This window comes from Microcoleus sp. Pol10D4 (genome assembly GCF_036701555.1).
GTDB lineage: Bacteria > Cyanobacteriota > Cyanobacteriia > Cyanobacteriales > Microcoleaceae > Microcoleus.
The window spans coordinates 1-8,937 of record NZ_JAUBRA010000120.1 but is presented as its reverse complement, the minus strand read 5'-3'; the positions used below and the strand labels follow the sequence as shown (position 1 = coordinate 8,937).

The 8,937-nt window shown below is 44.9% G+C and carries 5 protein-coding genes and 1 pseudogene; 1 reads left to right on the top strand and 5 read right to left on the bottom strand.

Annotation, left to right across the window (positions count from 1 at the left end):
* Nucleotides 1–86: 86 nt before the first annotated feature.
* Nucleotides 87–3,158 carry a glycerol-3-phosphate acyltransferase gene (locus QUA36_RS30060; RefSeq protein ID WP_333460023.1) on the bottom strand — a complete coding sequence of 1,024 codons (3,072 nt, stop codon included), beginning with the start codon at nt 3,156–3,158 and terminating at the stop codon, nt 87–89.
* Nucleotides 3,159–3,369: 211 nt separating this feature from the next.
* Between QUA36_RS30060 and psb35 the strand changes: the two genes are divergently transcribed.
* On the top strand, nt 3,370–3,582 hold the full coding sequence (gene psb35 / locus QUA36_RS30055; RefSeq protein ID WP_333159616.1) for a photosystem II assembly protein Psb35: 213 nt from the start codon (nt 3,370–3,372) through the stop codon (nt 3,580–3,582).
* 401 nt (nt 3,583–3,983) lie between these two features.
* Here psb35 and QUA36_RS31510 read toward each other — a convergent pair whose 3' ends face one another.
* The 4 genes and pseudogenes from QUA36_RS31510 to QUA36_RS30040 form a co-directional block, all read right to left on the bottom strand.
* Nucleotides 3,984–5,126 (bottom strand): PP2C family protein-serine/threonine phosphatase, encoded by a 1,143-nt coding sequence (locus QUA36_RS31510; RefSeq protein WP_445300003.1) that lies wholly within the window; start codon nt 5,124–5,126, stop codon nt 3,984–3,986.
* Between the two features lie 222 nt (nt 5,127–5,348).
* Nucleotides 5,349–6,137: pseudogene (locus tag QUA36_RS31505) on the bottom strand (cache domain-containing protein); the annotation flags it as partial.
* Nucleotides 6,138–7,150: 1,013 nt separating this feature from the next.
* The gene (locus QUA36_RS30045) at nt 7,151–7,723 is read right to left on the bottom strand and encodes a DUF6658 family protein (RefSeq protein WP_333460021.1); all 573 of its coding nucleotides are present in this window, start codon (nt 7,721–7,723) and stop codon (nt 7,151–7,153) included.
* Between the two features lie 237 nt (nt 7,724–7,960).
* A complete protein-coding gene (locus QUA36_RS30040; protein WP_333455634.1) occupies nt 7,961–8,698 on the bottom strand; it encodes a DUF2993 domain-containing protein in 738 nt (245 codons plus the stop codon).
* Nucleotides 8,699–8,937: the final 239 nt, after the last annotated feature.

Here is an 8,937-nt window from a genome sequence, read left to right as displayed (position 1 = left end):
TACCTGTTTTTCTTGCACCCTTACTACTTTTTTGGTCGGAAAATCCCTACACTGTTTACTTTTCTCACTGATTCAGCAAACCCTAATTATTCCAGCAGTTCTACAGTGCCGAGATACCCGTCTACTCGCACTTTTTGACCGTCTCGCAAGCGAGTTGTAGCTTCAGCAATATTCATAACTGCGGGAATTTTGTACTCGCGAGCGATTATTGCTCCGTGAGATAATTGTCCACCAACTTCGGCGATAATTGCTGTTGCTCCTAATAGCAGGGGTCCCCAACCTGCATCGGTGTATGGGACTACTGCGATCGCATTTTCTCCTAAATCTGTGCTCGCGGTGCGGCAAATCTTGACAAAGCCTTCGACACGGCCGATACTCGCGGGAATTCCCTGGATAATATTAGTTTCTGATGTTGCCAGTTCGATCGCCCTTGTCTGAGAATTTGGCAGCAAATTGCCGTAGACCACGGGGGGAATCGGACGATCGCGATCGGCTACCAGGCGATCGCGCCTTTCCGTAATTGTATCCTTAAACGAAACACTTGCACCGCTACGAATCCACTGCTGAATTTCCCCAAATTTTAGATAAAAAATATCCCCGCTTTCCTGAAACACCTGCATTGCCAATCCGTAAGCTTCAATCTCCAAAAAACTCCACCGTAAATGAGCCAACAACCGCGCGTAAATTTCGCTAATTTCGTTTTTGACGAGCGCTCTTTCTTGACATTTATCTAATCGCCACTTCTGCGAAAAAGTCAATTTTATTTCACGCTTTTCAACTAAATTAGTTTCGGCTTTTTGAGCCATAGTTATTAGCAACTTTTGATAAATTTCCGGTTGTTCTCGCCAAGTAGGAACAGCAATATCCGTTCCCACCTCGCTCAAATATCCGTAAATATCAAGCCACTTTTCAAAATCTGCTTGTAAAGCCGGAGTTTCCGCAAATGTCTGTGCTAAATCTGCGACAGAAACAGTTTTGTCAGACTGCGAAACAGCCGATTGCCGCAATTTCTGAGCCAACTGCTGTAAAGCTCGCACAGAAGCAATTTCAGGAGCGCTGTCATTGCCCAGCCATTCATCGGAAACGCGAAAAATTGCCTTGCGAATAGCCAGCCCGATCGGCCCTAATATATTGTAGTAAGTAATCGGTTTCAGCCACTCCTGAATTTGCTCCGCCCTCTCCAACAATTCCGTTAAATATTGATAATTGGGAATTGGGCATTCGGCATTGGGCATTAATATTTCTTCTTCGCTCGAACCTCTTCCTTCTTCCTTCTTCCCTCTTCCGACTTCCATCGGACGGACATCCGTTACATCCGTTACATCTTGTACAGTGCTCGTTGCCGAACTTCCTTCTTCCTTCTCCAGACTTTGGAGTGCCGGGAGGAAAATAGAAGTACGATCGCCCTTAAATTCTGCATTCAGCGCCCTCTCCCGCTGCACCAGACGCCACAAACCGGGCAAAGAAGGCAAAATCTTCCCCAAAGGCGGCTTGCCCATTTTTTGCCCTCTGAGCAAAAATTCCAAACCCTGCTCCGGCAATCCCATCATCCGAAAAATTTCGCCCAACAAAGTCGCATTAAAATAGGCGTGAGAACCAAGCAAAGTTGCCGTTTCGTTAAAGTTTAAATTGCTGGCGTGATCGCCCAAAACCACCTGAAAAATCTCTCCCCAAACCCCGCAAGTCAGCGGCCGATTAATCGACCAAGTTAACGGACGAATTGCACCAGGAATCACTTCGGCTGCAATAGTGCGCGTCCAAAAAGGCTGCAAATTAGTAATTGGGCGGCTTTGCAAAATCCAAACTTTTTCACCGTCCCAACTCCACTCAATATCCTGCGGGATTCCGTGAAAAAATGCTTCAATCGCTTGGGCTTGTTTCACCAATTCTGCTAAAAGGAATTTAGCAATAATTGAATTACTTTGAAGTTCAGTTAATGTTTTTTCTAAGGATTCAGCTTTATTAAAATCAATTTCTAAATGAACCGGAGTACATTGTCCCCGGACAACAGCTTCGGCTCCTCCCGGTAAAGCTTCTATAATTACCTGGGAACCGCCATCTAAAGGATTGCGACTGAACATAACTCCCGCAAATTCGCTGTCAATATAAGGCTGAATTAATACAGCCATTTGGGTATCGGGGAGTTGCCGTTGGCGGCGGTAAGCCACAGCTTCGGAAGTCCAATAAGACTGGCGACAGCGATTAATTGCATCGAGCAATTCTGCTTCAGTGAAAACAGGGCCAATAGTTTGATATTGTCCGGCGGCAGAACTCGTATCGCCATCTTCTCCCGCTGCAGAAGAACGCACAATCATTCGATTTTGGATTTTGGATTTTAGAATTTGGATTACAGAATTACTGATTAACAGTAGAGCGGGATTTTCCTCATTCTTTCTTCCCTCTTCCTTCTTCCCTCTTCCTTCTTCCTTCTTCCTTCTTCCTTCTTCCTTCGATGACAATATCCAACCAGAGGGTACATTAAAACCGGCGCGTTTGAGTTGAGACAATTTAGCCGCTTTATCGCCGCAGATTGCAGCATCTAACGAGTCATCAAGAGAAAACAATTGCTCTGATTTAGATAAAGCCATATCATCACCCTGAGTGAAGTTAATTGCTGCTAACAACAAAGCTAATCCTGCTGCTGCTAAAAATTCTGGCATTGATTGTCGCCACACCAAAACCCAGATTGGGGTGCACAGACAGCCGCAACGGGAAGCAAAAAGTCTGGCCCGATCGCCCTCACCCCACCACCGCTGTGCCAAACCCCACACCAGCAGCCCCCAAATCCCCGATGATACAGCCACCGGCGGCGAAAATACCAAAAGACCCCAAACAGCGTTGGTCACGCCTCCACCTCGGGCGATCGCATATCTGCCCGCAACTAGAGGAATTAACAGGGCGATCGCGATCGCAGGTGCATCCGGGAAGCAAAATCGCCCCGCCAACACCGGCAAAATACCCCTGGCAATTTCCGCCAACACCGCCACAATTCCCGCTAATTTCCCCCCGTGAATGAAAGCTGCCGACACCCCCACATTCCCCGTGCCCAGCGCCCTCAAATCTCGGCGGGTAAAGACTCGCACCGCCCATCCCGTTAGCGGTAAAGCACCCAGGCTGAAACTAGCAGCCAACAGCAATGCTATTGTCCCCAACGGCATAAAATCAGCTCTCCTATTTTCAAGCTCTAAACATTATGACCGCAATTCTGCCACTTTTTCAGCCTTCAGATATATCAACCAACCGCCCTTAGCACTTAAAATAATGTAAAAGTAGAGTAGATAAGGATTTAGCCTAATGATAGATCTCAGCTTGACCACTCCCATGGCAGTTGTTGTTGCACCCATCAAGCGAGTAATGATTGAGCTGCTGATGCAGCAGCCAGTGCCGGAATCAAGTGTCAGCTTGACCACTCCAATATTAGTTCTTGTTGCTGGCTTTCTTGCCGCAGTTACGATCGGCTCGATCGCGTGGTACAACTCCAAGCGCCCACCCGGTTGGGAAGCCAAAGAACGCCCTGATTTTGTACCGAAAGTTGATAAAGACGATTTGATTGCTGATGTTTCTGAGTCAAATAAAAAATAGAATAAAGCTGTTTTAGCTCGGAAAAAGCTTTGAGAGGAATAGGAATTACCCTTGCAGATCGCTCCGGTAGGGTGCGCCTTGGCGCGCCTTACGCTATGTAGAAAGGCTTTGAGTGAATAGTTTTAATTGACCGCAAGCACTAATGTCAATAAAGGGAGCGCTCATCCCGCGATTGATCGCTTTCTTTACATTGATGCAATATATCATTAGATAGATTTAATCATAGAAATTTAGAAGTTGACTACAGCTTTGGAGTTCTCTTGAAATTAAGACTCTTTTGGGGCGTTGCGTTTGAGATATCTCACCACCTCTTCGTAAATTTGACTGCTAAGGCGATCGCCCCGACGACCATTTCCACTTTGATGTCATAAGTTTATGGTTTCGAGGTATTGGCGATCGCTCTAAACCAAAGTGGCTGTTTGAGGCTGGGACTTTTTTTCTACACCTAATTGGCTCCGCTTCACAACCAACAGGGTAATATCATCAAACACTTTTTGATGGCCGATATGTCGCCGCACATCGTCAATCACCGCTTGCTTAATTTCTTCAGCAGACAAATCCCAGTTTTTGCTGATGACTTCACACATCGCCTCAATGCCATATTGTTTTTTGTTAATGTCTTTGGCTTCAGGAATACCATCGGTATATAGCACGATACCATCTCCTAACTGTAGCTCTATTGAAATTTGACTGATGAACTCAGCAATGTCATCGTCAAGAGCAATCGGAAAACCTAAATCCATCGTGTCTATTCGCTCAACCTGTCCGCCAAGGCGCACAATGATTGTTTCTTCATGCTGACCGCTAATGCTGACCCGTCCTTCGGAATAATTTAAAATCGCTAGGGTGAGACTTTTCTCAGATTTCATGCGCTGCACGTTTTTATACAGGGTGCGGTTGAGCGCATCTAGGAACCGAACCGGATCAGTTTCGCGGATCTCATTGAGGGTACGAACGGCTGTTTGCGCCATCAGCATCAATATACCGCTTTCGAGTCCATGTCCAGTAACATCACCGATGCCCAGAGTAACAACACCATCACTGTTTAACACCTCATAGTAGTCGCCTCCGACTTCATCGGCAGCCTCCATGTATCCGGCAATATCGAGTCCTTCAATTTCCAGTTCATCAGCATTGGGCAGAATCATTTGCTGCATTTGACGCACGATATCCAATTCAGCACCCATGCGAAGATTGTCTTCCTTGAGTCTCTCGTTGAGGACAATGATTTCGTCGTTGGCAGTTGCCAGTTCTGCCGTGCGTTCTTTAACTTTATCTTCTAGTGTTTCAAACGATTCCTTCAGTTGCCCTGCCATGCTGTCGAAGGAACGTTCCAGTGTATCAATTTCTTGAATTTCCATAAAGTGAGTAGTGTCTACTCGCTTGTCGAGGTTACCAGCAGCAATTTGTTCAGCAGCTTTAGTGATTCGGATAATGGGAATGGTAATCGAGCGGGCAGTCAGGACACCGAGTACAATTGCCAAAGCTAGTGCTGCTAAACACAGTAAGATTGTGTTGCGAGTATTAAGGTTAATCTCCCCCATAAAATCGGACTCTGGAATCACTAGGACGACTACCCAGTTGAGTCCCAACTTATCTTGCCAAGGTGTGACAGACACAAACGTTTTTTCATTGTTAATTTTCATTGAAAGCATTTGGGGAGTGCTGATCTGACCAAAAGTGCCAAAGCGATCGCGCAACTGTTGAGCCGACTCGCGCAGCAGGGGTTCTTGGCTTTGAAATACATTCAGGCGTTGGGCTTTGCCATCAACTTCCCTGTAGGATTTCTCCTGGCTGGAACTGGCAATAATCATGCCATCCCGTTCCATGATAAAAATTTTGCCAGACGAACTGATGTGTAAATTACGTAGGAAATCACTGATTTGGGACAGAATGAAATCTGCTGTCAGTACACCCCTCAATCGCTTCGATGAGTCATACACCGGGTAGGTAGAAACAACGGAAATGATGTCAGGGCGATCCACCCATTGATGGATGGGATTCCAGGTTGGTTTACCCTTAGCTACCGTATTTTTGTACCATCCATCTTCCCTGGGATTCCAGGTTCCCCCCGTTGACAAAAGTTTTTTTAGATTGCCCCTTTCGTCAAGGGAATAGCGTTTGGTGTGCGTTACATCGGGTGCTTCTATCCTTTCTGTATATAAAGAACCATCGTCTCCTCGTTCAAGGGCGACACACTCTCCTTGCTGGCTACAGAACACAATATTACTGAGCTTTTCAGACAACTTCATTTCCCGCCAAAAAAATCGTCTGGTTGTATCGAAATCCTCTGGGTTTAGCATCCCCAGGTCGATCGCCTGTGCATTAATTCCATTCACTTGTTGGGGTGTTGCTAGGTAGTTACTTAACTGCTGACTGACGCGGCTACTCACCTGATTACTGAGTTGGGTTGCCAAGTCCTCAACGGATTTTTGCCCATTGCGGAAGGAGAGATAACCAACTAACCCAACAGCCGCTACAATTTGCAAAACGAAGGGAACGACGAGGGCTGTACGGAGACGCAATTTACGAGAAGTATTTTTCACAGATTTCATGGGGATATAGCAATCCTAAATGATTTGCAAAATTATACATGAGCAAGATGCTCACATTGCAAGGATTCTGGTCTCAATCAATTTTGCGACTGATTTAGGATTGCTATAGTGATTAGCTAAAAATAATTCACCCGTTCACCATGGGTTCCAGTTGTTGCAGTACGTTATTAGGAGTTTCTACCTGTTGCTTCACAACCAGCATGGGAAGATCATCACTGGCTTAGCGGGACACAAACTGCGTTTTAAGCCCAAACAAAGCCTACACTGGCTTTATAGGAAGCTGTAGAAATCCCTGTTTTCTTGTACCCAGCATATTTATGGGATTTGCTCTCAGCAGTTTACAGGCAATATGTACTGTATTATACAGATATTTGGGTCATATATGAAAAAGCTTTTCCTCGCAAGCGACACTAATCTGGCTGGAGAGATACGGGCAAAAATTTTGATATCGAAAGATTTAATAACACCCTGCTTCCCAGGATACCTCGCTATTGTAATAAAAACTCTGTCATTTTATAAAAAGCTGTCCCATCATATGGGGATATCTGGTATTTTATCTATCATTACAACGCTTCTTTACGCCTAAAAGTGTTTAGGATTTTTCCTGGCTATGCAGAACGACCCCAAAATTTAAGTTTAGTAACGAAACTTGCCTGGGAATTTTGAGATAATTTACTCAAGATATTCGAGTTTAGCACAGTTGGTAGCAGAAAGAGTTCACGACATTAAGAATCCAGCCAGTTTTATTTACAGCAAAATAGTTCATTTTCATCCATCTGTTTTATATTTCTCCAACATGATTAAATTTACCCTAAATACTCTCCCGAATTCGCACCAGAAATTACCTAAAATTTAAAAAATCTTAATCTGGAATTTATCAAAAATACAGAAATAGTGTAAGTCAGGTTGAGCAGAAAGCAGCTCTACAAGCATTTATCTAGTTTCAATAAATTATATTATTTATGTAGGGGCTAATTTCAGACAGCCCCTACACCATTTTTGGTTCCACTGGCTTATTTTTGCAGCGGATTGAGTTTCGTAACCGAGCTTTCCTTGGCATCTTCAGCGCTATCTTTCAGGAAACCAGAAGCATCCTTAAAGGCGGCGCCTACTCTCTCTAAAATATTGGCATCGGGATCGCTGCGATCGAATACGGGTTGAGCCTTAGCAGGCTGTCCGTCTGGCGAGTCTAACAGAGTTTTATCTCCGCCGAGTTCGAGGTCGAACTTGTCAGTTTCCATCGGTGCAGAGCCCGGATAAAGCAGCTTTGAGGAATTAGATTCACCCGTAGTCGAGGCCAGGAGACGATCGCCCAAGATCGACAAATCAGCCCGATTCTTTTCTGCTTTAGCAGGCGATTGATTGACTTTAGGGTCAGTAGACATTTGATAATTCGTGTATCCATCTCCACCGCCCTTGTGGGGGTTATTCATTCCTCCCATTTGAACGGGAGGATTCTCAGGCCGAGCACCTCGAACATCGCCCGCATTGCAAGCGGTGCTGGTAAACAGCAGCACACCTGCCATCAATACAGTCAAAAATTGACCGATACGCAGTCTTTTAAAAAAAGCAGTTACAGTGTTCACAAAATTTTTCCAATTTTTTACTACTACTTGTCAAGAGTAAAAGTGAACTCCCCATGCCTGCCTCTAACGGCGGTGATATTTTGGTGCGGGTTGCTACCGACTTTTTTATAACTTTAGAGGGATTTCATCAACTGCGGAGATTTTTCAAAAGCCAAGCATAATAATGGTAGGGTGCGCCAGTTCCAATAGTTGCTGGAATTGAAGAGCTTTCTTGTTTTTGACCCACCCTACAAGCTCCTAATCTGGGAATTTTTCGACTTTCGCTTCAGCTTGCAAAGTCAGCACACCAGCTTCCACATTTAGCTGCTGAATTCGCAGGGATATTCCCTCAAGTTCAAAATTTCGCAAGTTTAAAACTTCACCAGCTTTGTCAGCCAAAGCTGCTGTTAACTCCGGCGAAAATTCCTTGTTTTCGGGATACTCGACATCTTGAAGAGAAATTGCCCAACCGCCCGCTGCAATTTGAGGTTGTGATATAAAATAAATTTTTTCCGTGGAGGAAGTTTCCCGCACCAATACCTCAGCATTTAAAGCGATTTTTCCGGCTAGCAATTGGCACTCAATAGTTTTAACGTCTATTGTCCGCTGTTGTCCGTCAACAGTAACTTGTAAGTTTTTCAGTTTCCTGCTGATGTATTCGGAATTAAAAGCGCGGTTGATATCGCTTTCTGTTAAAACTGCGCGCGCCCCACCAAAGGCAGGCCCGTTCAGTTCAATTTTGCCAAACATAGCGGTGAGGGGATTGACAGCAATATCCTTGACGTGAATTTGCAATTCTTCCACGCGCAAATCTTGTTGCATTACCAATCCTTTGCCCTCAACGGCAACGGCCTCTACTTCTCCCTGGGCTAGCTGGCCAGGATCGGTGTTAACTGTGACAGACAAAGTTTCGGATTCGTCTAATTTGCTAGCAATAGCAATCTCGGCTACTTTGTCGATCGCCTGTTCCCCTAAACTTCTATTTTGTTGAAGCACGCTCAGAATTCCTAATAATATTGTTTAAAAATAGTAGTTAATACTTAATAAAGTTAGCGTCTTCCTCTCGGTAGGTTTCACGTCTGAAAAAAACTCAGCCAAAGACAGAGGGTTTCCAGAAAATTGCTAAAATTAATCAGGTACTCTTCGGCGCACTCTACATTGACAATCAAGCATCCAGGATACAAGCCCCCGGATTCATTCCTTCGGAGACTCAGGACCCAGAAATAAAAAACCTG